The organism is Pseudomonas sp. CAN1 (assembly GCF_030462585.1).
In the GTDB taxonomy this organism is placed as follows: Bacteria; Pseudomonadota; Gammaproteobacteria; order Pseudomonadales; family Pseudomonadaceae; genus Pseudomonas.
In genome coordinates this window covers 1-26,128 of record NZ_JASMRU010000051.1, presented here as the reverse complement: position 1 = coordinate 26,128, position 26,128 = coordinate 1, and the positions used below count along the sequence as shown (strand labels likewise).

Genomic DNA, 26,128 nt, shown 5'->3' with positions numbered 1-26,128 from the left:
GTTGAAGTCGCCTTCCTGGCAATCGGACAGCGCCTGCAGTTCCTTGATGCGGTTGTCGGTCATGGCCGTCAGGCAACTGTTGTAGGCCATCGGGTAGCCCGAGCCGCCCTTGGCGCCAGCCAGATCGGCAGCCAACGCCGCCAGGGGTTCTGGGTTGAGGTCGAGCAGGCCGACGCGCCAGCCTTGCCGGTGGAACAGTTTCGCCGTAGCAGCGCCGATGCCCGAGGCCGCTCCGCTGATCAGGATGGTGTTCATCGTGGCGCTCCTTGCCGGCTGGCGGGCTGCAGATGGCTGGCAAGAAACTCGGCAACGTCCTGCAGCGCGCGATCGGCCACGTCCAGCAGGCCGGCGTGGGCCTGGAACACATGCCAGCAGCCGGGGAAGCGCTGCAATTGCACGGTGTTGCCGTAACGCCTTGCCGCATCGACGAAGCGCAGGCTGTCGTTGCGCAGCACCTCGTCCTCGCCGACCTGGATCAGCAACGGCGGCAGGCCGCTGAGGTCAGCGTGCAAGGGCGACAGTTGCGCGTCCGCCCTAGGCATTCCCGGTGGGCAGAACATCTCCATGGCGCTGTCCATCCAGGCGCGGGTGATCAGCGGGTCGCCCGCTGCCGGCGCATGCAGGTGCTCGGCGGAAAGGTCAGTGACCGGCGAGAAGGTCACCAGCGCACCCGGCATCGGCAGCCCCAGGGACTTGGCTTGCAACGCCAGCTGCAGGGTCAGGTGGCCGCCGGCGGAGTCACCGGCCACGGCAATGGCGTGCGCGGGAATGCCCTTGTCGAGCAGCGCGCGGTAGGCCGCCACGGCGTCCTCACGCTGGGCGGGGAAACGATGCTCGGGCGCCAGGCGGTAGTCGATCACCCAGACCTCGGCCTTGCAGCGTCGCGCCAGGTTGGCGGTGATCGCCCGGTGCGTGGCCGGCGAGCCGATCAGGTAGGCGCCGCCGTGCAGGTAGAGGATCACCCCGCCCTCACCMACGCCTTGCGGTCGCCAGACTTCGGCGGGCACCCCGCCCAGGGTGGTCTGCTCGCGCTGCACGCCACGGGGAGTCAGCGTGGCGGCGGTCAGCCCGCGCAGCAGAGCGCGCTGCGCCTTCACCGGCAACTGCGGGCCCATCAGCCCGCGGAACAGCAGGTTGAGCGTACCGCGTAGGGTGGCCGTCAGCAGCTTCTGGCGGGTCGACAGTGGCAGTTGCGGTTCAACGGATGCAGTCATAGTCGGCAAACTCCGGCTGACGGGTCTGTTGGCGATAGCGGAAGGTGAAGCCCGGCCAGTTCACGGTGTTGCGCCCGCTGGCAGTCTTGTACCAGCTGCTGCAACCGCGTTCCCAGATGGTGTGCTGCAGGTCGTGCTGCAACTGGCGGTTGAAGCCCTGCTGGGCCTGCGGCTTGAGGTCCAGGTACTTCAGGCCCTGTTGCTGGATCCGTTGCAGGCAACTGAGCACGTAGGGGAACTGGCTCTCCAGCATGTAGATGATGGAGTTGTGCCCCAGGTTGGTGTTCGGCCCGTAGAGGATGAAGAAGTTTGGGAAGCCGCTGACGCTGATGCCCTTGAAGGCCTCGGCACCGTCGCTCCAGGCCTGGTTCAGTTCACGCCCGCCCAGGCCGGTGATGCGCATCGGCGCGAGGAATTCGGTGGCGGCGAATCCGGTGCCGTAGATCAGCGTGTCCACCGGATGGCGCACGCCGTCACGGGTGACGATGGCGTCCTCGGTGACTTCGCGGATACCGGTATCCACCAGCTTCACGTTGCTGCGCGCCAGCGCCGGGTAGTAGTCGTTGCTGATCAGGATGCGCTTGCAGCCCATGGGGTAATCCGGCTGTAGCCGCGCGCGCAGCTGCGGGTCGCTGATGCTCTTGCGCATGTGCAGGTGGAAGCTGATCCGCATGAGTTTCATCATCGGCGGGAACACGGTGAAGGCCAGTGCGCGGGCTTCGTGCTGGATGTACTTCAGCCCACGGTCCAGGCGCTGCAACCAGGGCAGCTGTGCCTTGATGCGGCGCTCCCAGTCCGCGTAGGGGCGGTCCGGCTTGGGAATCACATAGGCGGCGCTGCGCTGGAACAGCAGCAGCTCGGCCACCTGCGGAGCAATTTGCGGGACGAACTGGATGGCACTGGCGCCAGTGCCGACCACCGCGACGCGCTTGCCCCCCAGCGGCGCGCCGTGGTCCCACTGCGCGGAGTGGAAGGCCTTGCCCTGGAAGCGCTCGATGCCCGGCAACTTCGGGATCAGCGGACGGCTCAGCTGGCCGAGGGCGCAGACCAGCGACTGGGCGCGCAGCTCCTCGCCGTCGGCGCAGGTCACCCGCCACTCGCCGGCCGCTTCATCGAAGCTCGCCTCGCGCACTTCGCAGTTAAAGCGGATGCGCTCGCGCAGGCGGTACTTATCCGCGCAGTGCCGCACGTAGTCGAGGATTTCCGCCTGGGGCGCGAACTTGCGCGACCAGTCGGCCTTGGGTTCGAAAGAGAAGGAATACAGGTGCGAAGGCACGTCGCAGGCGGCGCCCGGATAGACGTTCTCGCGCCAGCAGCCACCGACGTCGGCGGCCTTTTCGAGGATCAGGAAGTCCTGGATGCCCGCCTTCTGCAAGCGGATCGCCAGACCCAGGCCGGCAAAGCCGGCACCGATGATCAGCACGCGCGGGGCGGCCGATCGACGGGATGATGTTGTCATTGTTGTGCTCCCGGTTTCGAAGTCCGCACGGCGGCGGATGACACCATCCTAGTGCGACTTCCCGCCGCGGGTTATGGCATAGTCGGACATAAAATTGTGACTTTCGGTCACCCCTGATTTTCGGTCATTTGAAAGCCGAGGTTCCGATGCCTGCCACCCCAGCCTGGTCGCCCCGGCGCAGCGCCATCAGCGTGCAACTGATGACCCAGTTCGGCCTCGACCATGGCATGACCCTGGAGCAGTGCCTCGACGGCACCGGCCTGGACATCAGCGTACTCGCCGACCCTGGCGCCGAGGTGGAAGCCGCCCAGGAGCTGGAACTGCTGCGCAACATCAATCGGCAGATCGGCCAGCGCCCCGGTATCGGCCTCAAGGCCGGCCTGCGCTATCACCTCAACACCTACGGCATCTGGGGCTTCGCCCTGCTCAGCAGCTCGACGTTCCTCAGCGCGGCGCACCTGGGCCTGCGCTATCTGGACCTGACCTACGCCTTCCACCGCATGACGCTGGAGGAACACGACGGTGAGGCGCATCTGGTGCTGGACGATGCAGCGGTGCCGGAAGACCTGCGCGACTTCCTCATCGACCGCGACGGTGGCGGCGTGCTGCGCATCCAGCGCGACCTGACCAACCAGCCGCCGCCGATCCGCCAGGCACTGTTCCGCCGCGAGGCGCCAGCCGATCTGCAGCCGTACATCGAAGTACTGGGAGTCACGCCGCTCTACGGCCAGGCGGAGAACCGCATCGTCTTCGACAGCCGCATCCTCGAACTGCCGCTGCCCGGCGCCAACCCGGAAGTGGCGCGGCGCTGCGAGGAACAATGCCGCGCCCTGCTCGCCCGACGCCAGGTGCGCACCGGGCTGTCCGGGCAGATTCGCGACCGCCTGCTGGGCACGCCGGGGCGGCTGCCGGACATGGAGCAACTGGCAGACGAACTGCACATGACGTCGCGCACACTGCGCCGCCGGCTGGAAACCGAGGGCAGCAGCTATCGCGCCTTGCTGGATGAAGTGCGCCAGGCGCTGGCCGAAGAGTTGCTGGCCACCGGGGCGATTCGTCTGGAGGAGATTGCCGAGCGGCTCGGCTATGGCGAGGTATCGAATTTCATCCACGCTTTCCGCCGTTGGAAAGGCGTGTCGCCGGGGCGTTTCCGCCGCGGCTGATCTCGCTCTGGAAGGGGCTTAGAAAACCAGCTTGTAGCCGATCATCGCCAGCATCAACGCCAGGCAAGGGCGCAGGATGCCGTCCGGAATTCGCCCGGCCAGGTGGCTGCCGACGTAGATGCCCGGCAGCGAGCCGATCAGCAGGTAGCCCAGCAGGCCCCAGTCCATGTTGCCCATGCTGGCGTGGCCGAGGCCGGCGACCAGGGTGAGCGGCACGGCGTGGGCGATCTCGGTGCCTACCAGGCGGCGGGTAGCGAGGAACGGATAGAGGATGAACAGCGCCACGGTGCCCAGTGCGCCGGCGCCGATGGAGGTCAGCGCGACCATAGCGCCGAGGATGGCACCGGTGATCACGGTCAGGGTGTTCAGCTTCGAGCCGCTGAAGTGGAAGCTGTCGCCGGCATGGCGCTGGGCGAAGGCCAGCACCTGCTTCTTGAACAGCACCGCCAGCGCGGTGAGCAGCAGCACGACACCCAGGGCGTTCTTGATCACGGCGTTCATGGCCGCGGTATCGGTGTGCAGGCTGTGCAGGAACAGCAGCGTCAGCGCCGCCGCCGGGACGCTGCCCAGGGCCAGCCAGCCGGTGATACGCCAGTCGATGTTGTCGTTCTTGCGGTGAACCAGGACGCCGCCGGACTTGGTGATGGCGGCATAGAGCAGGTCGGTGCCCACTGCGGCAGCGGGGTTGATACCGAACCAGAGGAGAATCGGGGTCATCAGCGAACCGCCGCCGACACCGGTCATTCCCACGATAAAGCCAACGACAAGACCCGCGATTACGAAACCGATATTGCCAACATCCATCTACGCGTCCTGACTGGCGAAACTGATCACCTCGTGGTGTGGCGGCGAGGATAACCAGTTTTCTTATAATCCATTAGACCGATGTGGTCTTACTTTATAACTTCTTTTAACCGTTTATCCCGCGACGCTTTGACCACTCGCAGCGTCTGGAACGGCCTTTACAGGACCGGGACATGGCCGCGATCCGGCCGGCAGAGCCGGCGCATGGTTGCAGGTTCGCTGCGTTGGCTTAGGTGTTCCTGCGCCGCTTCGGCGTGTGCATGGACTTCTTGTTTCGCCCCCTCGGGCGACCTTCTTTGGCAAACGACGGATGGCCGCCCCACCCAAAGAAGGCAAAGGTCTTGCCCCGGACATCCGGTTTCTCGCCTAGGCGAAAAATACCCTCGTTGAAGCGAAGTTTCAGGGGCACGCTGCGAAGGGCCATCCCTGGCCCATCGCCGCTCTCGCGACATCCATGTCGCTCAACCCCTGAAACTCCACTTCAACGAGGCCTCCTGAACGGGGCCGTTCGGAGTGCGCGGGCATTTCTCTGGAAACCTTCAGAGCCAAAGCGGTACGCACGCTCTTGTAGGAGCGGAGCTTCTCCGCGAATCGCCGGCAGGCGATGGCTGGCGGAATATCCCTTTGACTCCCTCGTCCGCCGCGATGGATTTCGCGGACAAGGTCCGCTCCTACGGGCGGGACTCCGCACGCTTTACGTAGGAGCGAGCTTGCTCGCGAACCGCCCAGCGATGGAACTGCCGGCGAATCTGTTCGCGAGCAAGCTCGCTCCTACGAAGAGCCAATGAAAAAGGGGCCCGCAGGCCCCTTTTTACTTACCGCGCGATCACTTCGCGTCCGGCTTGCCGTCCACCACACCAGCGGTGTTGTTCAGCAGGCTCTTGGTGGCGGTCTGGATGAAGGATTCCAGACGGACACGCAACGCTTCCTGGTCCGGCGCGTTCTCCACGCGGGTCACGCCGAAGTCCTTGCCGACCTTGTAGTCATAGACGCGGATATCGCCTTCCTTGGGTTTGATCAGGATACGGTTGCCATTGATGATCGCCACCACCTGCTCGCTACCGGAGGGCTTGATCACGCCGGTGCCCTTGTCGCCTTCAGGCAGGTTCAGCAGGTCGCGGCCCCAGCACTGGTGGCGGGTCTCGCCGCCCAGGCGGCCCATGATGGTCGGCACGATGTCGACCTGGGTGCCGACGGTGTCGCGGGTCGCGCCGTACTTCTCCTGGATGCCCGGAGCGATCATCAGCATCGGCACGTTGAAGCGGAACAGGTCCATCTCGGTCAGCTGCTCGGGCGCGCCGAAGCCATGGTCACCGACCACAATGAACAGGGTGTCCTTGTAGTACGGCGACTTCTTGGCCTTCTCGAAGAACTGGCCCAGCGCCCAGTCGGAGTAGCGCATGGCGGTCAGGTGCTCGTCGAGGCTGCCATGGCCGGTCACGCGCTCCACCGGAAGGTCGGCGGGCAGTGCGTAAGGCACGTGGTTCGACAGGCTCTGCAGCAGCGCATAGAACGGCTTGCCGGTGGCTTCGAGCTTGTCCAGCTCCTCGTTGCCGCGGGAGAACATGTCCTGGTCGGACACGCCCCAGGTCGGGTCGGAGAACACCGGGTTGACGAAGTCATTGCGGCCGATGAACGAGGTCATGCCCTGGTTGGCGAAGAAGCCCGACTGGTTGTCCCAGGCGAAGTCGCCGTTGTAGACGTAGGTGTCCTCGAACTGGCGCGCCGACAGCAGCTGCGGCAGGCCGGAGAACTTGTGGCCACCCTCGGGCGTCTGCATCAGGTATTCGAAGCCCGGCAGGTTGGGGAAGCACGCCATGGTGGCGAACATGCCCTGGTGGGTGTGGGTGCCGTTGGAGAAGAACTGGGTGAACAGCAGACCTTCCTTCGACAGCTTGTCGAAGTACGGCGTGATGTTGCCCTCGCCGCCCAGCGCGCCGACGAAGTGACCGGCGAAGCTTTCCAGCAGGATCACCACGACGTTCTTCACCGGCAGGGTGCCGTCGGCCGGCGGGGTGAAGTCGCGGCGGATGGCGGCATCGTCGGCATCGACCAGCTTGTCGTTGGGCGTCAGCAGCATCTCTCGTACGGTGTCGCGAGCCTGGGCGTCCGGCAGGGTCGACTTCCAGATGTTCGCGCGGTCCTCGCCGAAGCGGTCCTCGGCGGCCTTGATCAGCGTCATCGTGCCGTTCAGGCCCAGGTGGTTGGCGAACATCGAGTCAGTGGTGAAGGCATCGCCCCAGCGCAGCGGCGGGCCCTGGCGCAGGGTGCCGCGGACGGCGACGACGCACAGCAGGACCACCACCAGCAGCACACCAACGCGAACGTACCAGGCAGCAGCGGATGCGCCCGAAGCACTCGGCCGGGTCGCGCGGTCAATACCACGGAAGAGCATGTACAGCAGCCAGGTGGCGATGGCCCAGGCCAGCAGGTAGCGGACGACCGGGTAGCCGTACCAGATCATGCTCATGACCGTTTTCGGGTCTTCGGACATGTACTGGAACACCAGGCTGTTCAGGCGCTGGTGGAATTCACGGTAGAAGTCCATCTCCAGCACGCCGAGGAACAGCGTCAGGCTGGCGGTGATGGTCAGCCACGCCTTCCACAGCCAGCGCCAGCCCATGGCACGGGCACTGGCAATGGCGAACACCAGCGGCGCGACGATGTAGACCACCACGCGGATGTCGAAACGCAGGCCGGTGATGAAGGCTTCGACGAAGGTGGAGGCCGGCGTGCTGCCGATCAGCTCGCGGTTATAGATGAACAGCGCGAGGCGCAGCAGGGAGAACATCACCATCAGCGCGACGACGCTGAGCGCGGTGAACGCCAGGTGGCTGGACACGGTCGGCCGCGTGAGGCTCGCACCGGTCTGGCGGTTGGTCAGGACTTCTGATTGGCCCATTTCTAGGTTCCGTTGTGAACGTTTCGGGTTCGAAGACGCATCGCCATGGCCGGGCAGCAAGGGTTGCCCGCGCGAGCGCGAAAGGCTGCGGCATTACACCGCAAAAGCTGCGGCGGCGCATTCTATTGTGTGGCGCTTAAGCGGACCTTAAGCCTGGCCGGGGAATCGTTTCGAGATGATGCGAATGAGAACCGGCACGGAACTGGGACCGCCAGAGGGCGGCCATGATGCCGGATGACGCGTGAAGAAAATGTCATGACCGCGCCAGCGCCAGGAAACACCCTGACGCTGGCGCGCAGCAGCGCAGTGATCAGTCGTTGGCTGGCTTGCCGATGGCCTGCAGCACGTACTGCGGCAGGGCAAAGGCGCCCTGGTGGATCGCCGGGTTGTAATAACGGGTCTGGATGCCGCTGGCGGCAAAGCGCTGGGCCAGGGTGGCGGAGTCGACCTTGCGCAGCGCCGGGTTGGTCGAGCCCCAGGCGAAGGTCATCGAGCCGCCGATGTAGGTCGGCACGGCCGCCTGGTAGAAGTGCCAGTCGGCGAACAGGCCGTTCATGCGGCCGGCGGTGTTGCGCACGGTGTCCAGTTGCATGAACGGCGTGCCGTTCTGCGTCACCAGCACGCCGCCCTCGTTCAGGCAGCGGTGGCAGGCCTGGTAGAAGTTCTCCGAGAACAGCACCTCGCCCGGCCCGATCGGGTCGGTGGAGTCGGAGATGATCACGTCGAACTTCTCGCGGGTGGTAGCGACGAAGCGCATGCCGTCGTCGATCACCAGGTTCAGCCGCGCGTCGTCGAAGGCGCCCTGGGAGTGGTTGGGCAGGAATTCCTTGCACATGTCGACCACGGTGCCGTCGATCTCGACCATGGTGATGTGCTCGACGCTGGCGTGCTTGGACACCTCGCGCAACATGCCGCCGTCGCCGCCGCCGATGATCAGCACGCGCTTGGCGTTGCCATGGGCGAGGATCGGCACGTGGGTGAGCATCTCGTGGTAGATGAACTCGTCGGCCTCGGTGGTCTGGATCACGCCGTCCAGCGCCATCACCCGGCCCATGCGGGCATTCTCGAAGATCACCAGGTGCTGGTGCTCGGTGCGCACCTCGTGGAGCATCCTGTCGACGCTGAAACGCTGGCCATAGCCGTCGTAGAGGGTTTCCTGGTAATCGTGCATGCAGTGGGCTCCCGTCGGGACAAGACACAAGGAGGGGGCGGCCGGGCCGCCCCGAAAGAGGCGCGCATTCTACGTGCCGGAGGATGACAGGTCGAACCCTGCCGTCGGCGCCCTCTATAAGGAAGCCCGGCCGCGCCAGTTTGAAAGTCAGGCGCGGGACGACAGCCCGACGCCCAGCAGGTATGGTCGCAGCATGAAAAACACAGCCTCCGAGTCCCGCATCATCCGCCTGCCCTACCACGCCCCCTGGGACTGGCTGCAGTTCTACGGCCACTTCGCCCTGCGCAGTCTGGCCGGCGTCGAATGCCTGTCGCCGCAGCGCTATGCCCGCAGCGTGCGACTGGGCGCGGACAGCGGCTGGTTCAGCGTCACACCGCTGGAGGAGTCCGCCGAGCTGGAACTGGAGCTGCACCTGCCAGCCCGGCACCACGAGCTGCTGACGGCGCGAGTGCGCAAGATGTTCGACCTGGACAGCAACCCTGCGCATATCGCCGAACACCTGGGCGGCGATGCCATCCTCGGCCCGCTGCTGCAGCAGGCCCCCGGCCTACGCCTGCCCACCGCGTATGACCCGTTCGAGCAGGCGGTGCGCGCCATCGTCGGCCAGCAGGTCACGGTGAAAGCCGCGGTGACCATAGTCGGGCGGCTGGTGCAGCGACTCGGCGAAGCGCTGCCCGGAGACATAGAAGGCCAGCCAACCCGCCTGTTCCCCACGCCCGAGGCACTGGCCGAAGCCGATCTCGCCGGTATCGGCATGCCCGGCAAACGGGTGGAGACGCTGCAGCGCTTCTCCGCCGCCTGCGCCAGCGGCGCGCTGGAGCTGCATGTGGACAACGGTGCCGACGACCTGGTGAAGCGCCTCTGCGCCCTCCCCGGCATCGGCCCATGGACTGCCGAGTACGTCGCCCTGCGCGCCTTCGGCGATCCAGACGCCTTCCCCGCCGCCGACCTGGGCCTGCTCAAGTCACCGGTGTGGGGCACCGAAGGCATCACCGCCCGCAAACTGCAACGCCGCGCCGAAGCCTGGCGCCCCTGGCGCGCCTACGCCGCCGTCTATCTGTGGCACGCCTATTCCCAGGCGGGCCGCACCGGAGGATGACCATGCACTACCGCTACCACGACAGCCCCACCGGCCGCCTGCTGCTGGCCGGCGACGAAGACGGGCTGCGAATGCTCTACATGGACCTGGAGACCCGCCACTATCCGCAGCCGGACTGGCAACAGGGCCACCCGCTGCTGGACGACGTGGCGCGGCAGCTGGACGAATATTTCGCCGGCAAACGCCAGCGCTTCGACGTGCGCCTGAACACCGGTGGCACAGAATTCCAGCGCCAGGTCTGGCAGGCGCTGCTGGAGATTCCCTACGGCTACACCACCGTCTACGCGGAGCTGGCGCGGCGCATCGGCCGGCCCAGGGCAATTCGCGCGGTGGGCACGGCCAACGGCGCCAACCCGATCAGCATCATCGTGCCCTGCCACCGGGTAATCGGCAGCAACGGCAGCCTTACCGGCTATGCCGGCGGCCTGCCACGCAAGGAACTGCTGCTGCGCCTGGAGGGCGCGCTGGAGTCGGCCTAGAAATCGAAAGCGCTCTGCGCAGCCTGCGGGTCCACGTAGCCTTCCAGTGCCAGCATGCGCATCTTCGAGGTACTGCCGCCCGGCGCGGAGAAGCCACCGGTCTTGCCGCCACTGGCGAGTACCCGGTGGCACGGAATGATCAGCGGGATCGGGTTGCTGCCCATCGCCTGCCCTACCGCACGGGACAAGCCGACATCGCCCAGGCGCCGGGCGATTTCGCCATAGGTCGTGGTTTCCCCGCGCCCGAGCTGGAGAATGTCGTCGTAGACGCGGCGATGGAAATCACTGGCGGTAGACAGGTCCAGCGGCAGATTGTCGAAGGACACCGCCTCGCCGCGCGCATACCCCAGGATCAGCTGGCGCGCCTCGTCGATGAATGCCGGCCACTGCGCGGACTCGCTGCCGAGCTTGTCGAAACGCTCGCGCACGCTGTGCACGGAATCGCCCGGCAGATAGGCACGCGTGATTCCCTGCGGGCTCCAGGCGAGTCCGAACCAGCCGAGGTCAGTTTCTATCAGGCAGTAATGCATCGGACGAGTCTCCATCCCCAAGCCTTATCCCGCAACCCTTTCCGCCTTCAGCACGACCTCGCACCAGCGCCGCAACTCTGCGCCGATGGCACTGGCCGCATCGCCCCGGCGTTCGAAAGCCCACCACAGCTGCGCGCCCTGCCACTGGCTGGCCATCAGTCGGCCGAGTAGCGCCTGCCGGTGCGGGTCATCGCTCAGGCGCCGGCCCAGCGCCGCAGCCAGCGCCGCGCCCCACTGGGCTCCGCGCTCACGCAGCTGCGGATCGCGCATGTCCTCGCGGAGGATCAACAGCCCTTCGGCGTAGTCCGTCTCGCCCTCGCCCACCGGGAACATCGCCACCAACATCCGCACCGCGCCCTCCGGGCTCAGCTCGGCGCTGGCATCGAGCTGCACGGTCTGTTCGTCCAGCCGATCCCAGGCGCGCAGCAGCACGGCGCGGAGGAAATCCGCCTTGGTCGCGTGGCGCTGCACCAGGGTCGCGGCGGACAACCCGACTTCGCGGCCGACGGCGGCAAAGGTCACCGCCTCCGGCCCTTCGCGCACCATCAGCGCCATCGCGGCGTCGAGTATCGTTTGGTCGCTGACCGTCTTGGTTCGAGCCATGCCATGCCTCTTTTATAAATGAACATTCATTTATATATTGGCGCAAAGCTTACCCACGGAGCCCCCTAATGGCCAGGATTCTCGGCTACATCGCCAGCAGCCTCGACGGCTTCATCGCCACCCCGCAGCACGGGCTGGACTGGCTGTTCAAGCATGACCAGCTGCAGCTGGGCGAACACGACTACGGCCTGTTCCTCCAGCGCATCCGCACCGTGGTCATGGGCCGCGCGACCTATGACTTCCTCGCCGCCGACCCCGGCCCCTGGCCCTATGGAGCGCAGCGCGTGCTGGTGGTGACCTCCCGCCCCATCGACGCCCCGAAGGGTCCACTGGAAACCCGCAGCGATATCGACGCGCTGATCGCCGAACTGCGCGCGCTGGACGATGGCGACGTGTGGATGCTCGGCGGCGGTCAGTTGCAGATGGCCTTCCTGGAACGCGGCGCGCTGGATGAGCTGGAGATCTACGTGATGCCGGAGATCATCGGCGGCGGCTTTGCGCTGTTCCCCGCGACGGGTTTGCGGGCATCGCCGACGTTGTTGTCGGCCAAGGTCATCGAGCCGGGCTGTGTGCGGATGCATTATCGGTTCGATTGACGGGAGCTCCGGCGCGGGGCGGTTCGCGAGCAAGCTCGCTCCTACAGCCCGGCCAGGCACCGGTGCACCCTGCGACGGCGGATAACGCTGACACGTTATTCGCCTTACGAAGGCCCCGCAGCCCCCCCCGTAGGAGCGGACCTTGTCCGCGAATCCGTTGCGGCGGGAGCGGTAGTCACAGGGATATTCCGTCGACCATCGCCTGTCGGCGATTCGCGGAGAAGCTCCGCTCCTACAAGAGCGTCAAGACCGGCGCTTCCGCTTTGGCTCTTGAGGTCTTCCACCGAAATATCCGCGCACGCCAAGTGCCCCTTTCAGGAGGCCGAAGGTGATCGGAGTTTCAGGGGTTGAGCGACATGGATGTCGCGAGAGCGTTGTCGGGCCAGGGATGGCCCGTCAACGCGGGCCCCTGGAACTCCGAGGAACCGAGGGTACTTTTCGCGAAGCGAAAAGCCGGATGGCAGGGGCGAGACTTTTTGGTTCCTTTTGGGAGGGCGGCTATCCGACGTTTGACAAAAGGGACTCGCCCGAGGGGGCGAAACACGAGGCCAACGCGCACGCCGATGCGGCGCAAACACACCCAACCCAAAGCAAGAGCATCGCGGAGAAGCTCCGCTCCTACAGGAAAACCTGCAGCGTCCCACTCAGATCTTCACGTTGCCCTTCGGCCCCGCAATCGCCCAGATCAGCAGCCCGATCAGCGGCAGGATGATGATCACCAGAATCCAGATGATCTTGATCGGCATCTCCGCACTGCTTTTCAACACACTGATGATCGCCCAGATATCCAGGGCAAAGATGATCAGGCTGATCAAGCCACTCAGGGTAGAGCCCATGCTGAATATCCTTTCGGGAGTTGGTCGTCCCTTTCAGCATAGCCGCCCGCGCCGCAACGACACGGGCACGCCTTGAAGGCTGAAGCTCAGACCCGCGCCGGATCGATCAGCGCAAAGCTCGCGACCGTCTCGTGGCCTTCCAGCGCACCGCCCTCGCGGGCCAGGCCGACCGTTTGCATGCCCGCCTGCTGCGCGGCGTCCAGCTCCTGCACCACGTCGGAGAGAAAGAGGATTTCCTCGCCCGCCAGGCCGAGGTCGGCGGCAATGCGCTGGTAGGAGGCGGCCTCACGCTTGGGCCCGCTGGTGGTGTCGAAGTAGCCGGAGAACAGCGGCGTCAGGTCGCCCGCCTCGGAGCAGCCGAAGATCAGCTTCTGCGCCTGGATCGAACCGGAGGAATAGACGTACAGCTTGTAGCCCTCGGTGTGCCAGTGGCGCAGCGCATCCACCGCATCCGGGTAGACGTGGCCCTTGAGCTGGCCGGCGCGGTAGCCCTGCGCCCAGACCATGCCCTGCAGGGCCTTGAGCGGCGTGGCCTTGCGGTCTTCGGCGATCCAGCCGAGCAGTATCTGCACGCAGCGCTCGGTATCGGCATTCGCCTCGCCGCTTTCCGCGCGCACGGCGGCCAATTGCTCGGCCACCGCCGGCTCGTCGGCGTGCTCGCGCACGTAGTCCGGCAAGTGCGCGGCGGCGTAGGGGAAGAGCACGTCGAAGACGAAGCTGACCGCGCTGGTGGTGCCTTCGATGTCGGTGAGGATGGCTTTGATCGGCATGGGAACTCCATTGGCCCGCTGCTATTACCCGCGGACGGTGTGTCCATGTAGGAGCGAGGGGGACGCCCAGTTCTTGCTCGCGAACAGATTCCGCAGCGGGGTTTGTTCGCGAGCAAGCTCGCTCCTACGAAGAGCAAGGAACGCTCTGCTACGCGGCGACTACTGCGTTTCAGTCTTCCAGCAGCGGAAACTGCTTGGCGATTCCATCACCGGTGAACTTCGCGACCCAGCCCTCGGCGTTGTTGAACAGGCGGATGGCGACGAAGTGCGGGCGCTCGCCCATGTCGAACCAGTGGCGGGTGCCGGCCGGCACCGAGATCAGATCGTTCTTCTCGCACAGCACGGCGTAGACATGGTCCTCGATGTGCAGGGTGAACAGCCCGCGGCCAGCGACGAAGAAGCGCACTTCGTCCTCGCCATGGCGGTGCTCGTCGAGGAACTTGGCGCGCAGTTCGTCCTTCTGCGGGTGGTCGGCGTTCAGGCTGATCACGTCGACCGTGACGTAGCCCTGCTCTTCCTGCAGGCGGCGGATTTCATGCTGGTAGGCGGTGATCACCTCTTCCTGGCTGGCGCCGGGCGCGATGGGCGCATTGGCCTGCCAGCGCTGGAAGCGCACGCCAAGCTCGGCCAGGGTGGCGGCGATGTCTTCGGCGTGGGTCAGCAGCTTCAGTGGCTGCTCGGGATTGGACTCGTGGTAGACGGTCAGGCTGCTCATGGGCTTGTCCTTCAGGGCTTTCTTTCAAAAGCGGGCTGGGTTCGCTCAGCGTGTGCCGCCGCGAAGGCTCAATACTTTCAGTTCACATTCGAAGAGGAATTCGAAGGCTTCGATCTGGCGCAGGGCATCGGCCATGCGTGGGCCCCAAGTGTACAGACCGTGGCCGCGGATCAGGTAACCCGGGCAATCCGGGTGCTCTTCCAGCCAGGGCTGCACCTTGGCGGCCAGGCGGGCGATGTCCTGGTCGTTGTCGAAGATCGGCACAGTGATGTGGCCTTCGTGGGTGGTGACGCCGGCGAAGGCCTTCTGCAGTTCGTAGTCTTCCAGCTCCAGGCGGTCGCCAGCGGTGAGGCGCGACAGCACGGTGGCGTTCACCGAGTGGGTGTGCAGCACCGCGCCGATCTCCGGGCGCCAGGCGTACAACTGCGTGTGCAGCAGGGTTTCTGCCGAGGGCTTCTTGCCTGGCTCCAGGCTGTTGCCGGCGAGGTCGGTTTCCAGCACGTCGTCGACGCCCAGCTGGCCCTTGTGCTTGCCGGACACCGTGAGCAGCGCGCGGTCGGCGGCCAGGCGCGCCGAGTAGTTGCTGCTGGTGGCCGGCGACCAGCCCCGGCCATAGAGGAAGCGCCCGGCCTCGATGATCTGCTGGGTCAGTTGTTCACGGGTGGTGTGCATGTGGGTCCTCGTTCAGACGGGTCCAGATGATCAGGGCAGCCGCCAGCGCGGCCACGCTGGCGATGGCGAAAGTCCAGGCCGGGCCAAGACTACCCCAGCTGTAGCCGGAGTAAAGTGCGCCGAGCGCGCCACCGGTGCCGGCAAGCGCGGCGTAGAGCGCCTGGCCCTGCCCCTGCTGGCGCGCCTGGAAGCTGCGCTGGACGAAATGGATGGCCGCGGCGTGGAAGCTGCCGAAGGTCGCCGCGTGCAACAACTGGGCGAACAGCAGCACCGGCAGATGCCCGGCCAGCGTGCCCAGCAGCAACCAGCGCAGAGCCGCCAGCAGGAAGCTCGCCACCAGCACCTGGCGCAGGGAAAAGCGCTTGAGCAGGCGCGGCATGACCAGGAACAGCAGCACCTCGGCCACCACGCCCAGCGCCCAGAGCTGGCCGATCAGCCCGCGAGCGTAGCCGAGGGCTTCCAGGTGCAGGGTCAGGAAGGTGTAGTACGGGCCGTGGGACAGCTGCATCAGGCACACGCACAGGTAGAAGGCGAGCACGCCGGGCCTGAGCAGTTGCTGGAGGAAGCCGCCGGCGCCGGCTTCATCCTGCCGCGCCAGCGGCTGGGCGTTGGGCACCCACCAGCTGGCACCGACGATGCCGAGCATGATCGCCAGCAACGCCAGCGGATAGGCATCCAGGCTGGCGAACTCGAACAGCCAGCCGAGGCCGACCACCGTGCAGATGAAGCCGATGGAGCCCCACAGGCGAATGCGGCTGTAGCTCTCGGTGCGCCCGCTCAGGTGCGCCAGGGTGATCACTTCGAACTGCGGCAGCACGGCATGCCAGAAGAACGCGTGCCCCGCCATGATCAGCGCCAGCCAGGCATAGCTGTGGCCGAGGAAGATGCCGGCGAAGCACAGCGCCGTGCACACCGCGCCGAAGCGCACGATGGCCAGCCGCTGGCCGCTGCGGTCGCCCAGCCAGCCCCACAGGTTCGGCGCCACGCAGCGCATCAGCATGGGGATGGCGACCAGCTCGCCGATACGCGCGCTGGAGAAGCCCAGGTGATGGAAATACAGCGCGAGAAATGGCGCCGTCCCGCCCAGCAGGCAGAAGTAGAAGAAGTAGAAACTGGACAGACGACAGTACGGAAGAGCGGCCATAAGCGGCAGGCTACAGGCCGCAGGAAAGAGCGGCTGTTACCTGCCGCCTATAGCCTGCAGCCTGTAGCCCGCGATTCACAGCTGACGGAGGACCGGCGTGCCAACCTTCACATCAGCATTCTGAGCACGGTTTCGCAACAGATGGTCGAGCAGCACGATAGCCATCATCGCCTCGGCGATGGGGGTGGCGCGGATGCCCACGCACGGGTCGTGGCGGCCCTTGGTGATCACGTCCACCGGGTTGCCATCGACGTCGATGGAACGACCGGGAGTGGTGATGCTGGAGGTCGGCTTGAGCGCCAGGTGGGCGACGATCGGCTGGCCGGAGGAGATGCCGCCGAGGATGCCGCCGGCATTGTTCGACAGGAAGCCTTCCGGGGTCAGCTCGTCGCGGTGCTCGGTGCCGCGCTGGGCGACGCTGGCGAAGCCGGCGCCGATTTCCACGCCCTTCACTGCGTTGATGCTCATCAGTGCGTGGGCCAGTTCGGCGTCCAGGCGGTCGAAGATCGGCTCGCCCAGGCCCGGTGGCACGCCTTCGGCGACCACGGTGATCTTCGCGCCGACCGAGTCCTGGTCACGGCGCAGCTGGTCCATGTAGGCCTCCAGCTCCGGCACCTTGTCCGGGTCGGGGCTGAAGAAGGCGTTGTCTTCGACGCTGTCCCAGGTCTTGAAGGGGATTTCGATCGGGCCGAGCTGGCTCATGTAGCCGCGCACGCGGATGCCCATGCCCGCCAGGGCCTTTTTGGCGATGGCGCCGGCGGCCACGCGCATGGCGGTTTCGCGCGCCGAGGAACGGCCGCCGCCACGGTAGTCACGGACACCGTACTTGTGGTGGTAGGTGTAGTCGGCGTGGGCCGGGCGGAACAGGTCCTTGATCGCCGAGTAGTCCTTGGACTTCTGGTCGGTATTGCGGATCAGCAGGCCGATCGGCGTGCCGGTGGTCTTGCCCTCGAACACGCCGGAGAGGATTTCCACCTCGTCGGCTTCCTGGCGCTGGGTGGTGTGGCGGCTGGTGCCGGGCTTGCGGCGGTCCAGGTCGCGCTGCAGGTCTTCCAGGGAAATCTCCAGGCCGGGCGGGCAGCCGTCGACGATGGCGACCAGCGCCGGGCCGTGGCTTTCGCCAGCGGTGGTGACGGTGAACAGCTTGCCGTAGGTGTTGCCGGACATGCGAGGCTCCGCGAAAAGACTGGTATCGAAAAGGCCGAGCAGTATACCTGCGTCAATCCGCCCTGCGAACCTTCGCCGCCCGCGAGGATCAAAGCGCCATCAGCCCCATCGTGAAGTCCTCGATGCGTCGTCTCGCCCTGCTCTGCCTCGTTTTTCTCGCCTCCCTCGCCCAGGCCGCCCCTACCAGCATCCTGCAGCGCCCCTATGACCTGGACACCGGCCACGGCGTGCTGCGCGGCACCCTGCTGCTGCCGCAAGCCCCGCCCTCCCAGCCGCAGAGCCCACCGCCGGTGGCCCTGCTGATCGCCGGCTCCGGCCCCACCGACCGCGACGGCAACAACCCCGAGGGCGGGCAGAACGCCTACCTGCGCAAGCTCGCCGAGACCCTGGCGGAGAACGGCATCGCCAGCGTGCGCTACGACAAGCGCGGCGTGGCCCGCAGCCTGCCGGCCGCGCCGCGCGAGGAAGAACTCAGCGTCGACGCCTACGTCAGCGACGTGGTGGCCTGGAGCGACAAGCTGGCCCGCGACCCGCGCTTCGGCCGGCAGATTCTCATTGGCCACAGCGAAGGCGCGCTGATCGCCAGCCTCGCCGCACCGCACTCCCATGCCGAGGCGCTGGTCGCCCTGGCCGGCAGCGCCCGCCCCATCGGCGAAGTGCTGCGCGAGCAGCTGCAAGGCCGCCTGCCGCCACCGCTGCTGGCCCAGGCCGACCAGTTGATCGACGGCCTGCAGGCCGGACAGCTGCAGCCCAATGTGCAGGAGCCGCTCAAGGTGCTGTTCCGCCCCAGCGTGCAGCCCTACCTGATCTCGCTGTTCCGCCAGGACCCGGCGCGGGCGTTTGCCGATCTGAAGCTGCCAACCCTGATCCTGCAAGGCAGCAACGACATCCAGGTGGGCGTCGAGGACGCCGAGGCGCTCAAGCGCGCCAAGCCCGACAGCGAGCTGTTCGTGATCTCCGGGATGAACCACATCCTGCGCATCGTCCCGACCAGCGGGCCGCAACAGTTGGCCTCCTACAACAACCCCAACCTGCCGCTGGCCCGCGAGCTGGTGCAGCGCCTCACGACTTTCATCCGGCACGCACAGAGCCTGCCCGGCAGTACCCTGGCCGGGAACGACGACGCATCTGGAGCGAACGTCTCAAGAAATCCGCCGGTGCGTCGATAAACCACGGGAGAGCCCTGGCCACGCCCGCCAGGCCCCGAGGTAGATCCCCATGACCGAAGCCGAACAGACCGCTGCCGCCACCCCCGAGGAGAGCGCCGCACCGCGCCCACACCCGTGGTCGGAGCTGGCGCCGGAACACTATCGCCTGCTGCGCCTGGCGCCGCTGCCCACCGACCGCAGCACCGGCGCGAGGCCGCTGCGCTTCGTGCAACTGGGCCGGGTGGAGCGCCACAACGCCGAGCAGAGCGTGCTGCGCCTGACCGTGCAGGTGCCCGGCCAGGTGCTGCGCAAGGAAGTGAACCTGCTGGAGGTCTGGGCGGACCACCGCAGCAAGGAAGTGCGCTTCGGCGCCGATTCGGGCTTCGCCACCGAACCACTGAACCGCGGCCTCGGGCGTTTTCTCCTGGCGCAGGGAGTGGCCTGGGCAAAAAAGAAGTTCTCGCACTACCGCGTCGAGGGCGGCGCGCTGGCCTTCAAGGACACGCCCAACGAGGAGTCCCGCCAGCGCCGCGACCATTTCCTGCGCGCCCAGGGCTTCGACGTGGTCTACGAGGACACCCGGCTGCTCAAGGCGCGCTACAGCGTCGGCCGGGTCAGCGAACTGTATGACGACTGGCACAAGGACAAGGTGCAGATACTGCCGCTGCTGGAAGCCGGCGCCATGCTGGAGCAGGCCGACCAGAACCTGGCCAGCCAGTCCAACGAGATTCGCCGCCTGGAGCAGCGTATCGAAACCTTCCGCCGCGACGACTCCAGCCTGCGCTTCACCATCGCCTGCCTGACGGTGTTCGCCGTGTTCCAGGCCGGGCTGCTCATCTGGATTGCCACGCATTGATCCGTGGCGGGTAGACGCTTGCGCCGTTCGGAATACCGCAGCGGCCGTCGAACCATCGCGGACGAAGTCCGCTCCTACCCAAAGCCCACCTCCGCGTAGGAGCGGACTCCGTCCGCGATAGGCTGAAGCCCGCACCATCTCACCCGGCTGGCTTTTCGTAGGAGCGAGCTTGCTCGCGAACCGCCCAGCCTCGCCACTGCCGGCAAGCACCGTTCGCGAGCAAGCTCGCTCCTACAGGGTGCCTCAGGCGTTGATGCGCGCCTTGAACAGGTCCTGATGCTCCCGGCACTGCTGCGCCGAAAGCAGGAACACGCCGTGGCCGCCGTACTCGAAATCGAGCCAGGTGAAGTCCACTTCCGGGTAGAGCGCCGCCACGTGCACCTGGCTGTTGCCCACCTCCACCACCAGCGTGCCACGCTCGGTCAGGTGGTCCCCGGCCTCGGCCAGCATGCGCCGCACCAGGTCCAGGCCGTCGTCTCCGCAGGCCAGGCCCAGCTCGGGCTCGTGGTGGTACTCGGCGGGCATGTCGGCGAAGTCTTCGGCATCGACATAGGGCGGGTTCGACACGATCAGGTCGAAACGCTGGCCCGGCAGGCCGGCGAAGCCATCGCCCTGCACGGTGTAGACGCGCTCGCCCAGCTCGTGGCGCTCGATGTTGATGTTCGCCACTTCCAGGGCATCGAACGACAGGTCGCCCAGCACCACCTCGGACTCCGGGAAGGCGCTGGCGCAGGCGATGCCGATGCAGCCCGAGCCGGTGCACAGGTCGAGGATGCGCGCAGGGTCCGCCGCCAGCCACGGCTCGAAGCGGCGCTCGATCAGTTCGGCGATGGGCGAGCGCGGCACCAGCACGCGCTCGTCGACGACGAAGGGCATGCCGCAGAACCAGGCCTCGCCCAGCAGGTAGGCGGTCGGCACGCGCTCGTCGATGCGCCGGCGCAGCAGGTGCATCAGGTACTCGCGCTCCTCGTCTTCGAGGCGGCAATCGAGGTAGGCATCGGCCATTTCCCAGGGCAGGTGCAACCCTCCCAGTACAAGCTGGCGGGCTTCGTCCCAGGCGTTGTCGGTACCGTGGCCAAAGAACAGTTCCTCGGCGTGGAAGCGGCTGACGGCCCAGCGGATGTGGTCACGCAGGGTCAGCAAACGGGATTCGGTCACGGCAGCAGTCCTCGCAGCTCGCAAAAAGGGGCGCATTCTAGCGGAACGGGGGCGTTCTGGGGGGCCGCCAGCCAGTTCCTGAGAAGAATGCCAATACCACTTTGGCGCGAGTTCGCAAAGATTCACAGCAGACGCGTTACGGCCCACAATGAGTGAACATGCATTTACAGGAGTCCAGACATGTCCCATCCGCTCAGCATGCTGCAGATCAGTGGGCGCGGATATCCGCCGGCCACCCTGCGCCAGAGCACTCTGTTGATCATCGATGCCCAGGAGGAGTACCGCAGCGGCGTGCTGGCCCTGCCCGACCTGGACGCCGCGGTGGCGCAGATTCGCCTGCTGCTGGAGACGGCCCGGAACATGGGCACCCCGATCGTCCACGTGCACCACCTGGGCGTGGTCGGCGGCCTGCTCGACCCGCAGGGCCCGCGCGGCCGCTTCCTGCCCGAACTGGCCCCGCTGCCGGGCGAGGTGGTGGTGGACAAGCGCCTTCCCAACGCCTTCGCCGGCACCGACCTGCATGACCGCCTGCAGGCCAGCGGCCGCCTCGACCTGATCGTCTGCGGGTTCATGACCCACTCCAGCATCAGCACCACCGTCCGCGCCGCCAAGGACTACGGCTACCGCTGCACCCTGGTGGACGCCGCCTGCGCCACCCGCGACATTCCCACCCCCGAAGGTGGCGTGCTCGCCGCCCGCGACCTGCACCGCGCCGAAATCGCCGCCCTGGGCGACAACTTCGCCGCCGTGGTCGCCCAGGCCCACGCGCTGGTCTGAGGCCTGCCCTCCCGACGGGCGGCAACGACAGCCGCCCGCGGATGCGCTCAGCTTAGCCGCGAGGGCCCGCGAACCCGCTGTGCAGCTGGTTCGCCGCTTTTCCCGAGCCAGGGGTTGGAACCCCACCAATCCCGCCCGGTCATAGCCTCGTTCAATAGATGAGGAAGTCGGGATGAAGATGACCGATAAATTCGATCCACCCAGCATGCGCCCGAAACGTTCGGGCCGCTGGCGCTGGCGCTTCGCCGCCGCGATCGCCGCGGTAATCGCCACCTTCGGCATCCTGTCCAGCATGGCCGGCGTGGCCGCCCTCCTGCGTCGCCAGCCTGCTGTCGGCGTACTGTACATCGAACCGGGCGCCGGCGCCGTGCTGCTGGTGATCGGCCTGCTCTGCCTGTGGCTGGGCGTCACCTTCTGGCGCGCCGCGCGCCGTCGCGCCCGTGGCCGCGATGGGCTGAGCCTGTCACCGCGGCTGATGAAGCGCCGCGACTGAGCCCCACAGCGCGCATTTCCGCAGGACCGGCGCGATCCGTTAAACTGCGCGGCTCTTTGAGGAGGTGCGCATGCAAGATGACGATTTTTCCCAGTTCGCCAGCGAGATGCGCGGCGTCAGGCGCATCACCGTGGACCAGGCCGACACCGGCAAGCCCAAGGCCGACCGCAAGCAGCTCAAGGAGCTGCGGCAGAACGCAACCGTGCGCACCGAGAACATCCGCGTGGATGGCCTGTCCGACCAGTTCGTCATCGACGTCGGCCCGGAAGACGAACTCTACTGGGCTCGCGACGGCGTCCAGGAAGGCCAGATTCGCAAGCTCAAGGCCGGCCAGATCGCCTTCGAAGGCAGCCTCGACCTGCACGGCATGAAGATCGAGACCGCCCGCGAAACCCTCTGGGATTTCATCGCCGAAGCCACCCGTTTCGAAATCCGCTGCGTCCGTGTCACCCACGGCAAGGCCGCGCGCATCGATGGCCGCAGCCCGATGGTGAAGAGCCACGTGAATACCTGGCTGCGCCAGCACCCGCAGGTGCTCGGCTTCGCTTCCTGCCTGCCGCGCCACGGCGGCACCGGCGCCATCTACGTGATGCTGCGGCGCACCATGCTCGAAGGCCGCGACGAGTAGATCGCTCGCACAAGCCCCCACCGCACACCCGGCGACAAACCACCGGGCATAACGCGCCAACCGGCGCCCAGGCCTTGCCAGCCAAGGCTGAGCGCCCTACCCTGCGCCACGGTTTTTATTTTTGTCATTGCCACAGGTAGATCATGTCCCTGGAACAAAACTACTCCGCGATCCTCAGCCAGCTCGGTGAGGACGTCACCCGCGAAGGCCTGCTCGACACGCCCAAGCGTGCCGCCAAGGCCATGCAGTACCTCTGCCGCGGCTACCAGCAGACGCTGGAGGAGATCGTCAACGGCGCCCTGTTCAGCTCCGACAACAGCGAAATGGTGCTGGTCAAGGACATCGAGCTCTACTCGCTGTGCGAGCACCACCTGCTGCCCTTCATCGGCAAGGCCCACGTCGCCTACATCCCCAACGGCAAGGTGCTGGGCCTGTCGAAGGTCGCGCGCATCGTCGACATGTACGCCCGCCGCCTGCAGATCCAGGAAAACATGTCGCGGCAGATCGCCGAGGCCGTGCAGCAGGTCACTGGCGCGCTGGGCGTGGCCGTGGTGATCGAAGCCAAGCACATGTGCATGATGATGCGCGGCGTGGAGAAGCAGAATTCCTCGATGGTCACCTCGGTGATGCTCGGCGAGTTCCGCGAGAACGCCGCCACCCGCAGCGAATTCCTCAGCCTGATCCGCTGAGGCGAACCGCCGCCATGAAAAAGCCGGCCCAAGGGCCGGTTTTTTGTGCCTGCGGAAAAGGCCTCAGCGGGTGTAGTAACCCACCGCGACCAGGTAGTGCCCGGCCTTGCGCAGGAAGGCGTGCTTGTTCTCCACCTTGCTGGTCACCGGGTTGCGCCACTGGTACTCGAACTCGGCGTCGCCCTTGGACTTGGCCAGTTCCAGCATGGCGTGACCGATGGGGTTGCCGCCCGGGTCCTTGAGCGATTCGAAGTCGGTGCCGACCATCCGCGTGTTGAAGCCATGGGCGACGAACTTCGAGGTGTCCAGGTCGACCACGAAGACGTAAAGGTCATCCTCGATGAACGCCTTGTCCCGCGCGGTGATCTTCTTGAAGGTGCCTTCCGGGTCGGCTTCGACGGCTTTCACCGCCTTGTCCAGCATGGCCGCCGCCTGCTGCGCCGAAGCACGCGGGATGTAGTAGCCCACGGCGAGGAAGCGCTCGCCGACGCGCTGGTAATAGACGTGCTTGCGCTCGACCTTGCCGTCCGCCCAGTTTTTCCAGCGGTAGTCGGCCTGCTGCACCTTGCCGGTTTCCGGCGACTTCAGCGCCTTGGCGAACTGCTGCTGGAGCGAGGGATCGAGGGTGGATGAAACGTCGCGGTCGATCAACACCACCGACGGCCCACCGCTGGCGAGCATGGTGCCCTTGCTGTCCACCACGAAGACGTAGAGGTCGCCATCGACGAACTCGCCCTGGCGGCTGAACGCGGCGAAGGCCTTGTCACCTTCCTGCTTGTAGGCGGCCACCGCCTTGGACAGCAACGCCTTGGCGCGCTGGTCCTCCGAGCCCTGCGTGGCGCTCGGCTGGGCGGCGAACAATGGGAAGGACGACAGGAACGAAAGCAGCAGCAGTGACTTCAACAGCGTCTTCATGCGCGAATACCCCCGTGGCATTGCTTTTAGTTGTGCACGAAGCATAGCCAGCCGGGGGCGATTCGCTGCGGCATTCACTGCCGAAACAGCGGGCGATTCAGCCGAAGAATCGCTTCATCGAGCGGGCCAGCCAGCCGCCATGCCCCTGGTCGCGGGTCAGATCGTGCATGGACGCCTTCACCGCGTCCACGTAGTTGGCGTCATCATTGCGAATATGGTTGAACAGCCAGCGGCCGAGCAGGCCCTTGAGCTCCTCGGCGACGTCCTCGCCGGCCTCGAAGCGCACGCGGTAATCGGAAACGCGCTTGATGAAGAGTTCGTGGACCTTCTTGTGCGCGCGGGTGAACTGGTAGCCGGAGTCCTCCAGCAGGGTCTCCTCGAAGGCGAAATGCGAGAGGGTGTAGTCGACCAGCTCCTCGATCACGCCGCCGAGCAGGGCTCGATCGTGATGGGCCTGGGCCTCGTGCAACTGGTTGATCATTTCGACGATGCGCTTGTGTTGTGCATCGATCACTCCGATCCCGGTATCGAGATCCGCCTGCCAGACCAGATAGGCCATATTTTCCCTCCCCCTGCCGGGCAACGACACTGCCTGCCGCTCGCACCCAGCCACATCGGTACACAATCCTGCATGGCAGCGCGTCCAGATTAGGGAGGGCGGCAAAACGCCGCCATGATGCCGGTCAACCCCGGAACCGCGAAATCCGCGGTTTAGAGCGGTTTTTCCAGAAACATCTGATGGCAAATTGCCGCTTTTCAACACATCAAAAGCAAGACCTTGCGTAGGAGCGGACTCCGTCCGCGATAGACAACCGGCCGGCTCGGCGCTCGGAGTGGCCGGAAAACGATCGCGGACGGAGTCCGCTCCTACGCCCCCTGCCCCATTCTTTTGACCCGCAACGAAAAACGCCGCTTCCAGGGAAGCGGCGCTTTCAATCAACAGGCGTGGCGATCAGTCCTGCATCGCCACATGCCGGGGATGATCAGCCACCCGCGCCATCCAGGCATTGATCGCCGGGAAGTTCGCCAGGTCGAAGCCGCCCTGGTGCGCCACGTGGGTGTAGGCGTACAGGGTGATATCGGCGATGGAGTAGCTGTCACCCACCAGGTACGGCGTCTGCTCCAGCTGCTTCTCCATCACCTTCAGCGCCTTGTAGCCACCCTTGTGGCAGCGCGCGTATTCCTCGCGGCGCTCCTCGGGCAGGCCGAGGTAGAACTCGATGAAGCGCGCCACCGCCACGTAGGGCTCGTGGCTGTACTGCTCGAAGAACTGCCATTGCAGCACCTGGGTGCGCAGGCGCGGCTCGCGAGGCAGCAGGTCGCTGCCGTCGGCGAGGAAGTTGAGGATGGCGTTGGACTCCCACAGGCAGGTGCCGTCCTCCAGCTGCAGCACCGGCACCTTGCCGTTGGGGTTCATGGCGAGGAACTCGGGGGTCTGCGTCTCATCCTTGAGGATGTCGATATCGCGCCACTGGTAAGGCAGGCCGAGCAGGTGCAGGGCCAGTTTGACCTTGTAGCAGTTGCCGGAAAGCCGGTCGCCGTAGACGGTGTACATGCTCGCTCCTCAGTCGGCCTTGGCCGCTTGTGCTTCACGGATGACTGCAGCCAGGCGGCGCAGGCCCTCGCCCGCGCGCTCCGGCGCCACGTGGCTGAAGTTGAGCCGCAAGTAGCCGGGGTTGGCATCCGGTTCGGTGAAGAAGGGTTCGCCGGGCATGAACGCCACGTTCTGCGCCAGCGCCGCGTCCAGCAAAGTGCGGGTGTCCAGAGGCTGCCTGAGCTTGAGCCAGAAGAACAGCCCACCCTGGGGTACGTTCCACGCGGCCAGCTCGCCAAAATGCTCCTCCAGCTGCGCCTGCATGGCGTCGCGGCGGATGCGGTAGAAATCGCGCAGCTCGGCCAGGTGGCCACGATAGGCCTCGGTGCCGAACCACTGCAACGCCTGCCACTGGCCGACGCGGTTGGTGTGCAGGTCGGCGGACTGTTTCAGGCGCAGCAGGTGCGGGAACAGGTCCGGGGTGGCGATCAGAAAGCCCACGCGCAGGCCCGGCAGCAGCGTCTTGGACACGGTACCGGTGTAGATCCAGCTGGATTTCTTCAGGCGGCTGACCAGCGGGGTCGCCGCGCCCTGGTCGAACACCAG

Annotated in this window: 29 protein-coding genes; 10 read left to right on the top strand and 19 right to left on the bottom strand. The window is 66.1% G+C overall.

Features of this window, described 5'->3' with window-relative positions; translation table 11 throughout:
- The 3 genes from QO207_RS29915 to QO207_RS29905 all read right to left on the bottom strand — a co-directional run.
- The coding region (locus QO207_RS29915; protein WP_301535871.1) for an SDR family NAD(P)-dependent oxidoreductase at positions 1 to 255 on the bottom strand (255 nt) is incomplete at its 3' end.
- Complete coding sequence (locus QO207_RS29910) at positions 252 to 1,214, bottom strand: alpha/beta hydrolase (protein ID WP_301535870.1); 963 nt, start codon at positions 1,212 to 1,214, stop codon at positions 252 to 254. The genes QO207_RS29915 and QO207_RS29910, both read right to left, overlap by 4 nt.
- Positions 1,198 to 2,673: an NAD(P)/FAD-dependent oxidoreductase gene (locus QO207_RS29905; RefSeq protein WP_301535869.1), complete on the bottom strand. Its 1,476-nt coding sequence runs from the start codon at positions 2,671 to 2,673 to the stop codon at positions 1,198 to 1,200. Before QO207_RS29905 ends, QO207_RS29910 begins: the two co-directional genes overlap by 17 nt.
- Positions 2,674 to 2,819: 146 nt before the next feature.
- Here QO207_RS29905 and QO207_RS29900 point away from each other — a divergent pair, with 146 nt between their 5' ends.
- On the top strand, positions 2,820 to 3,836 hold the full coding sequence (locus tag QO207_RS29900) for an AraC family transcriptional regulator (RefSeq protein ID WP_301535868.1): 1,017 nt from the start codon (positions 2,820 to 2,822) through the stop codon (positions 3,834 to 3,836).
- A gap of 18 nt (positions 3,837 to 3,854) precedes the next feature.
- Here the strand turns inward: QO207_RS29900 and QO207_RS29895 are convergent, their stop codons facing one another.
- From QO207_RS29895 to speE, 3 genes are all read right to left on the bottom strand, one after another.
- Positions 3,855 to 4,640 (bottom strand): sulfite exporter TauE/SafE family protein, encoded by a 786-nt coding sequence (locus tag QO207_RS29895; RefSeq protein ID WP_301535867.1) that lies wholly within the window; start codon positions 4,638 to 4,640, stop codon positions 3,855 to 3,857.
- Positions 4,641 to 5,466: 826 nt separating this feature from the next.
- Complete coding sequence (locus QO207_RS29890) at positions 5,467 to 7,542, bottom strand: LTA synthase family protein (protein WP_301535866.1); 2,076 nt, start codon at positions 7,540 to 7,542, stop codon at positions 5,467 to 5,469.
- A gap of 310 nt (positions 7,543 to 7,852) precedes the next feature.
- Complete coding sequence (speE, locus tag QO207_RS29885; RefSeq protein WP_301535865.1) at positions 7,853 to 8,713, bottom strand: polyamine aminopropyltransferase; 861 nt, start codon at positions 8,711 to 8,713, stop codon at positions 7,853 to 7,855.
- 193 nt (positions 8,714 to 8,906) lie between these two features.
- On the opposite strand from speE, the gene QO207_RS29880 reads away from it, so the two are divergent.
- Together QO207_RS29880 and QO207_RS29875 are read left to right on the top strand one after the other, a co-directional pair.
- On the top strand, positions 8,907 to 9,812 hold the full coding sequence (locus tag QO207_RS29880; RefSeq protein ID WP_301535864.1) for a DNA-3-methyladenine glycosylase: 906 nt from the start codon (positions 8,907 to 8,909) through the stop codon (positions 9,810 to 9,812).
- Positions 9,813 to 9,814: 2 nt separating this feature from the next.
- Positions 9,815 to 10,291 carry a methylated-DNA--[protein]-cysteine S-methyltransferase gene (locus QO207_RS29875; protein ID WP_301535863.1) on the top strand — a complete coding sequence of 159 codons (477 nt, stop codon included), beginning with the start codon at positions 9,815 to 9,817 and terminating at the stop codon, positions 10,289 to 10,291.
- Here the strand turns inward: QO207_RS29875 and QO207_RS29870 are convergent.
- Together QO207_RS29870 and QO207_RS29865 are read right to left on the bottom strand one after the other, a co-directional pair.
- Entirely contained in the window at positions 10,288 to 10,821 is a 534-nt protein-coding gene (locus QO207_RS29870) for a methylated-DNA--[protein]-cysteine S-methyltransferase (protein WP_301535862.1), read from the bottom strand. The two genes, QO207_RS29875 and QO207_RS29870, sit on opposite strands and share 4 nt — an antisense overlap.
- A gap of 24 nt (positions 10,822 to 10,845) precedes the next feature.
- Positions 10,846 to 11,424, bottom strand: a complete 579-nt coding sequence (locus QO207_RS29865) for a TetR/AcrR family transcriptional regulator (RefSeq protein ID WP_301535861.1) — start codon at positions 11,422 to 11,424, stop codon at positions 10,846 to 10,848.
- Positions 11,425 to 11,492: 68 nt separating this feature from the next.
- On the opposite strand from QO207_RS29865, the gene QO207_RS29860 reads away from it, so the two are divergent.
- Positions 11,493 to 12,020: a dihydrofolate reductase family protein gene (locus QO207_RS29860; protein WP_301535860.1), complete on the top strand. Its 528-nt coding sequence runs from the start codon at positions 11,493 to 11,495 to the stop codon at positions 12,018 to 12,020.
- Between the two features lie 644 nt (positions 12,021 to 12,664).
- On the opposite strand, the gene QO207_RS29855 is transcribed toward QO207_RS29860, so the two are convergent.
- The 6 genes from QO207_RS29855 to aroC form a co-directional block, all read right to left on the bottom strand.
- Positions 12,665 to 12,856: a PLDc N-terminal domain-containing protein gene (locus QO207_RS29855; protein ID WP_301535859.1), complete on the bottom strand. Its 192-nt coding sequence runs from the start codon at positions 12,854 to 12,856 to the stop codon at positions 12,665 to 12,667.
- An 86-nt stretch (positions 12,857 to 12,942) separates the two neighbouring features.
- Positions 12,943 to 13,626, bottom strand: a complete 684-nt coding sequence (gene mtnC, locus QO207_RS29850; RefSeq protein WP_301535858.1) for an acireductone synthase — start codon at positions 13,624 to 13,626, stop codon at positions 12,943 to 12,945.
- 169 nt (positions 13,627 to 13,795) lie between these two features.
- Positions 13,796 to 14,341 (bottom strand): acireductone dioxygenase, encoded by a 546-nt coding sequence (locus QO207_RS29845; RefSeq protein WP_301535857.1) that lies wholly within the window; start codon positions 14,339 to 14,341, stop codon positions 13,796 to 13,798.
- A 45-nt stretch (positions 14,342 to 14,386) separates the two neighbouring features.
- Positions 14,387 to 15,013: a methylthioribulose 1-phosphate dehydratase gene (locus tag QO207_RS29840; protein WP_301535856.1), complete on the bottom strand. Its 627-nt coding sequence runs from the start codon at positions 15,011 to 15,013 to the stop codon at positions 14,387 to 14,389.
- On the bottom strand, positions 14,997 to 16,157 hold the full coding sequence (locus tag QO207_RS29835; protein WP_301535855.1) for an MFS transporter: 1,161 nt from the start codon (positions 16,155 to 16,157) through the stop codon (positions 14,997 to 14,999). The genes QO207_RS29840 and QO207_RS29835 overlap by 17 nt, the downstream gene beginning before the upstream one ends.
- 75 nt (positions 16,158 to 16,232) lie before the next feature.
- Positions 16,233 to 17,324 (bottom strand): chorismate synthase, encoded by a 1,092-nt coding sequence (gene aroC, locus QO207_RS29830; RefSeq protein ID WP_301535854.1) that lies wholly within the window; start codon positions 17,322 to 17,324, stop codon positions 16,233 to 16,235.
- Between the two features lie 122 nt (positions 17,325 to 17,446).
- On the opposite strand from aroC, the gene QO207_RS29825 reads away from it, so the two are divergent.
- Together QO207_RS29825 and QO207_RS29820 are read left to right on the top strand one after the other, a co-directional pair.
- Positions 17,447 to 18,493, top strand: a complete 1,047-nt coding sequence (locus tag QO207_RS29825) for an alpha/beta hydrolase (protein ID WP_301535853.1) — start codon at positions 17,447 to 17,449, stop codon at positions 18,491 to 18,493.
- Between the two features lie 49 nt (positions 18,494 to 18,542).
- Positions 18,543 to 19,328, top strand: coding sequence for a hypothetical protein (locus QO207_RS29820; RefSeq protein WP_301535852.1), 786 nt, complete (start codon positions 18,543 to 18,545; stop codon positions 19,326 to 19,328).
- Between the two features lie 243 nt (positions 19,329 to 19,571).
- Here QO207_RS29820 and prmB read toward each other — a convergent pair whose 3' ends face one another.
- Entirely contained in the window at positions 19,572 to 20,486 is a 915-nt protein-coding gene (gene prmB, locus QO207_RS29815) for a 50S ribosomal protein L3 N(5)-glutamine methyltransferase (RefSeq protein ID WP_301535851.1), read from the bottom strand.
- 180 nt (positions 20,487 to 20,666) lie between these two features.
- On the opposite strand from prmB, the gene QO207_RS29810 reads away from it, so the two are divergent.
- From QO207_RS29810 to folE, 4 genes are all read left to right on the top strand, one after another.
- Positions 20,667 to 21,263, top strand: a complete 597-nt coding sequence (locus tag QO207_RS29810) for a cysteine hydrolase family protein (protein ID WP_301535850.1) — start codon at positions 20,667 to 20,669, stop codon at positions 21,261 to 21,263.
- A gap of 172 nt (positions 21,264 to 21,435) precedes the next feature.
- Positions 21,436 to 21,756, top strand: coding sequence for a hypothetical protein (locus QO207_RS29805; RefSeq protein ID WP_301535849.1), 321 nt, complete (start codon positions 21,436 to 21,438; stop codon positions 21,754 to 21,756).
- 70 nt (positions 21,757 to 21,826) lie between these two features.
- Entirely contained in the window at positions 21,827 to 22,384 is a 558-nt protein-coding gene (locus QO207_RS29800) for a Smr/MutS family protein (protein WP_301535848.1), read from the top strand.
- A 143-nt stretch (positions 22,385 to 22,527) separates the two neighbouring features.
- Complete coding sequence (gene folE, locus QO207_RS29795; RefSeq protein ID WP_045208675.1) at positions 22,528 to 23,073, top strand: GTP cyclohydrolase I FolE; 546 nt, start codon at positions 22,528 to 22,530, stop codon at positions 23,071 to 23,073.
- A gap of 63 nt (positions 23,074 to 23,136) precedes the next feature.
- Here the strand turns inward: folE and QO207_RS29790 are convergent, their stop codons facing one another.
- The 4 genes from QO207_RS29790 to QO207_RS29775 form a co-directional block, all read right to left on the bottom strand.
- Positions 23,137 to 23,988 carry a cache domain-containing protein gene (locus tag QO207_RS29790; protein ID WP_301535847.1) on the bottom strand — a complete coding sequence of 284 codons (852 nt, stop codon included), beginning with the start codon at positions 23,986 to 23,988 and terminating at the stop codon, positions 23,137 to 23,139.
- Positions 23,989 to 24,085: 97 nt separating this feature from the next.
- Entirely contained in the window at positions 24,086 to 24,547 is a 462-nt protein-coding gene (locus QO207_RS29785; protein WP_301535846.1) for a bacteriohemerythrin, read from the bottom strand.
- 393 nt (positions 24,548 to 24,940) lie between these two features.
- The gene (locus tag QO207_RS29780) at positions 24,941 to 25,543 is read right to left on the bottom strand and encodes a glutathione S-transferase family protein (RefSeq protein WP_301535845.1); all 603 of its coding nucleotides are present in this window, start codon (positions 25,541 to 25,543) and stop codon (positions 24,941 to 24,943) included.
- A gap of 9 nt (positions 25,544 to 25,552) precedes the next feature.
- A partial coding sequence (locus tag QO207_RS29775; RefSeq protein WP_301535844.1) for an aminotransferase class I/II-fold pyridoxal phosphate-dependent enzyme occupies positions 25,553 to 26,128 on the bottom strand: 576 nt, incomplete at its 5' end.

Coding starts and splice junctions, on each gene's coding strand:
- QO207_RS29840 (WP_301535856.1), bottom strand. CDS start 15,013: ATGCACACCACCCGTGAACAACTGACCCAGCAGATCATCGAGGCCGGG.
- mtnC (WP_301535858.1), bottom strand. CDS start 13,626: ATGCCGATCAAAGCCATCCTCACCGACATCGAAGGCACCACCAGCGCG.
- folE (WP_045208675.1), top strand. CDS start 22,528: ATGTCCCTGGAACAAAACTACTCCGCGATCCTCAGCCAGCTCGGTGAG.
- QO207_RS29905 (WP_301535869.1), bottom strand. CDS start 2,673: ATGACAACATCATCCCGTCGATCGGCCGCCCCGCGCGTGCTGATCATC.
- QO207_RS29890 (WP_301535866.1), bottom strand. CDS start 7,542: ATGGGCCAATCAGAAGTCCTGACCAACCGCCAGACCGGTGCGAGCCTC.
- QO207_RS29900 (WP_301535868.1), top strand. CDS start 2,820: ATGCCTGCCACCCCAGCCTGGTCGCCCCGGCGCAGCGCCATCAGCGTG.
- QO207_RS29780 (WP_301535845.1), bottom strand. CDS start 25,543: ATGTACACCGTCTACGGCGACCGGCTTTCCGGCAACTGCTACAAGGTC.
- QO207_RS29790 (WP_301535847.1), bottom strand. CDS start 23,988: ATGAAGACGCTGTTGAAGTCACTGCTGCTGCTTTCGTTCCTGTCGTCC.
- QO207_RS29895 (WP_301535867.1), bottom strand. CDS start 4,640: ATGGATGTTGGCAATATCGGTTTCGTAATCGCGGGTCTTGTCGTTGGC.
- QO207_RS29875 (WP_301535863.1), top strand. CDS start 9,815: ATGCACTACCGCTACCACGACAGCCCCACCGGCCGCCTGCTGCTGGCC.
- QO207_RS29825 (WP_301535853.1), top strand. CDS start 17,447: ATGCGTCGTCTCGCCCTGCTCTGCCTCGTTTTTCTCGCCTCCCTCGCC.
- QO207_RS29870 (WP_301535862.1), bottom strand. CDS start 10,821: ATGCATTACTGCCTGATAGAAACTGACCTCGGCTGGTTCGGACTCGCC.
- QO207_RS29800 (WP_301535848.1), top strand. CDS start 21,827: ATGCAAGATGACGATTTTTCCCAGTTCGCCAGCGAGATGCGCGGCGTC.
- speE (WP_301535865.1), bottom strand. CDS start 8,713: ATGCACGATTACCAGGAAACCCTCTACGACGGCTATGGCCAGCGTTTC.
- QO207_RS29805 (WP_301535849.1), top strand. CDS start 21,436: ATGAAGATGACCGATAAATTCGATCCACCCAGCATGCGCCCGAAACGT.
- QO207_RS29865 (WP_301535861.1), bottom strand. CDS start 11,424: ATGGCTCGAACCAAGACGGTCAGCGACCAAACGATACTCGACGCCGCG.
- aroC (WP_301535854.1), bottom strand. CDS start 17,324: ATGTCCGGCAACACCTACGGCAAGCTGTTCACCGTCACCACCGCTGGC.
- QO207_RS29855 (WP_301535859.1), bottom strand. CDS start 12,856: ATGGGCTCTACCCTGAGTGGCTTGATCAGCCTGATCATCTTTGCCCTG.
- QO207_RS29810 (WP_301535850.1), top strand. CDS start 20,667: ATGTCCCATCCGCTCAGCATGCTGCAGATCAGTGGGCGCGGATATCCG.
- QO207_RS29785 (WP_301535846.1), bottom strand. CDS start 24,547: ATGGCCTATCTGGTCTGGCAGGCGGATCTCGATACCGGGATCGGAGTG.
- QO207_RS29820 (WP_301535852.1), top strand. CDS start 18,543: ATGACCGAAGCCGAACAGACCGCTGCCGCCACCCCCGAGGAGAGCGCC.
- QO207_RS29860 (WP_301535860.1), top strand. CDS start 11,493: ATGGCCAGGATTCTCGGCTACATCGCCAGCAGCCTCGACGGCTTCATC.
- QO207_RS29880 (WP_301535864.1), top strand. CDS start 8,907: ATGAAAAACACAGCCTCCGAGTCCCGCATCATCCGCCTGCCCTACCAC.
- QO207_RS29835 (WP_301535855.1), bottom strand. CDS start 16,157: ATGGCCGCTCTTCCGTACTGTCGTCTGTCCAGTTTCTACTTCTTCTAC.
- QO207_RS29845 (WP_301535857.1), bottom strand. CDS start 14,341: ATGAGCAGCCTGACCGTCTACCACGAGTCCAATCCCGAGCAGCCACTG.